Annotated in this window: 3 protein-coding genes; 2 read left to right on the forward strand and 1 reads right to left on the reverse strand. The window is 41.0% G+C overall.

Annotated elements, in window-relative coordinates:
- Window positions 1-598 (forward strand): nicotinate-nucleotide adenylyltransferase (locus tag Q0R35_RS02540; protein ID WP_295614144.1); only part of this gene is annotated, 598 nt, incomplete at its 5' end.
- 59 nt (window positions 599-657) lie between these two features.
- Window positions 658-1,392 carry an NUDIX domain-containing protein gene (locus Q0R35_RS02545; protein WP_295614146.1) on the forward strand — a complete coding sequence of 245 codons (735 nt, stop codon included), beginning with the start codon at window positions 658-660 and terminating at the stop codon, window positions 1,390-1,392.
- Between the two features lie 81 nt (window positions 1,393-1,473).
- Here Q0R35_RS02545 and cdiI read toward each other — a convergent pair whose 3' ends face one another.
- On the reverse strand, window positions 1,474-1,827 hold the full coding sequence (gene cdiI / locus Q0R35_RS02550; protein WP_295614148.1) for a ribonuclease toxin immunity protein CdiI: 354 nt from the start codon (window positions 1,825-1,827) through the stop codon (window positions 1,474-1,476).
- Window positions 1,828-2,032 lie beyond the last annotated feature (205 nt).

Below are 2,032 nucleotides of genomic sequence, written 5' to 3' on the forward strand. Positions count from 1 at the left end.
ACTAACCGCTAATCCCATGAAAATTGCCCTATTCGGAACCAGTGCCGATCCGCCGACTATCGCTCACCAACAGATAATTACTTGGTTGGCATCGCAATTCGATCTCGTGGCAGTATGGGCGGCAGATAACCCATATAAAGAGCATGGCGCATCACTAGAACAGCGATCGCAAATGCTAGAGTTATTAATAGCAGAAATCGAGCCGCCAGTAAATCGACACGCCCAAGTTTATCGGAGTTTGAGTAGTAGGCGGACATTTGAAAGTTTAATTACGGCTCAAAAAATTTGGAGCGATAGTGAATTTATTCTCACCGTCGGCGCAGATTTAATTACGCAATTACCACAATGGTATCGCGCCAGCGAATTATTAGATCGAGTAAAATTATTAATCGTGCCGCGTACTGGTAATAAAATCGAACCAACCGATCTCCAACGTCTTAGAGATCTCGGAGCGCAAATTGCGATCGCACCTTTATCTACACCAGCTATTTCTTCTACGGCAATTCGGAATAGTCATTCGATTCAAGGCATAGCTCCCAGCGTAGCCACATATATTCAAAACCATAACTTATACTCGATAAATAATGTTCTTAAATAGAACCAGTGGCAAGATAACATTTATTCATCTATAACGATAATCCAAAATCCAAAACCCGAATGACTCTCGCGACAGAACGAAACTCAAATAAACAGATGCTTGCCGATTTTAAGGTTGGCGTAGATAACGTCATCTTCTCGATCGATACCCAGCAAAATCGTCTACTCATTCTCTTAGTAATGCGCCACGACGAACCTTATTTAGGTTCCTGGTGCTTGCCAGGTACATTAGTTAGAAAAGGTGAAGCTCTAGAAGCTGCTGCCGATCGCATTCTTTCTGAAAAAATCAAAGTTGATAACCTTTATTTAGAACAATTATACACCTTTGGCGGCCCCGGACGCGATCCGCGCGAAGCAGTAGATAGTTATGACGTTCGATATTTATCTGTCAGTTATTTTGCGCTAGTTAGATATGAAGCCGCCGAATTAATTGCCACCGGAGTCGGCGGAATTGCCTGGTATCCGATCGACAAATTACCCGATCTTGCCTTCGATCACCGTCAAATTATCGAATACGGACATCAACGCCTGCGGAATAAACTAGAATATAGTCCGATCGCATTTGATGTATTGCCAGAACTCTTTACTCTTAGCGATATTTACCAATTGTATACCACCGTTTTGGGCGAATCTTTCTCCGATTACTCTAACTTTCGGAACCGACTGATTAAACTAAAATTTCTCGAAGAAACAGGTATCAAATCCTCTCGCGGCAGCGGTCGTCCGGCTAGTTTGTATCGATTCGATCCGGTGGCATTTGCACCGTTAAAAGATAAGCCATTGTTGTTTGTTTGAAATTGACGATATTTATATGGCTAGAGAAATCATAATTAAATTTGTGGGCAATGCCCACCCTATCGGGACTTTTGAGCTGACCTATTTCATTTTGTCGATAATTACTTGAATATGTTTTTTATCAACACAGTTTGGGTAAATAAAAATGTACCTTTCACATGCAACCTTTAATATATTTCCAAAGTCTTCTTCTGAAATTACAACGCTATCATCAAAGTAGTAGCAATAAACCCCATCATGTATTTTTTCATCTTCATCTTTCCCATCAGTCGGAAATACACATCCAGCATGTTCAGTTCCGCAACCTTGACCGTTAGTGACATGATTTAAACCCCAATAAAAATAATGACCACTTAATGTATTTAAAAACTCTTTAACAACCCAGAAAGGATCGCTATCATATTGAATGCCTTCAAACAGATTAGGAGTTAACATATAAGCTTATATAAATAATGAAAATTTGTAGATTCGTAAAGTAGGGTGGGCAATGCCCACCATCTAGAGCGTGAGAAAATCACGTTTTTTATCCCGATCGATTCAGATATTAGTGAGAGACACACCCTTCTGAAGCAAGCGATCCCCCGATCCATGCTTCCCTAAAAGCCCCGTTCTCCCCAGGCGAGGCTTTGCTTTTCAGAAC

The sequence above is a fragment of the Chamaesiphon sp. GL140_3_metabinner_50 genome (assembly GCF_025361915.1).
In the GTDB taxonomy this organism is placed as follows: domain Bacteria; phylum Cyanobacteriota; class Cyanobacteriia; order Cyanobacteriales; family Chamaesiphonaceae; genus Chamaesiphon.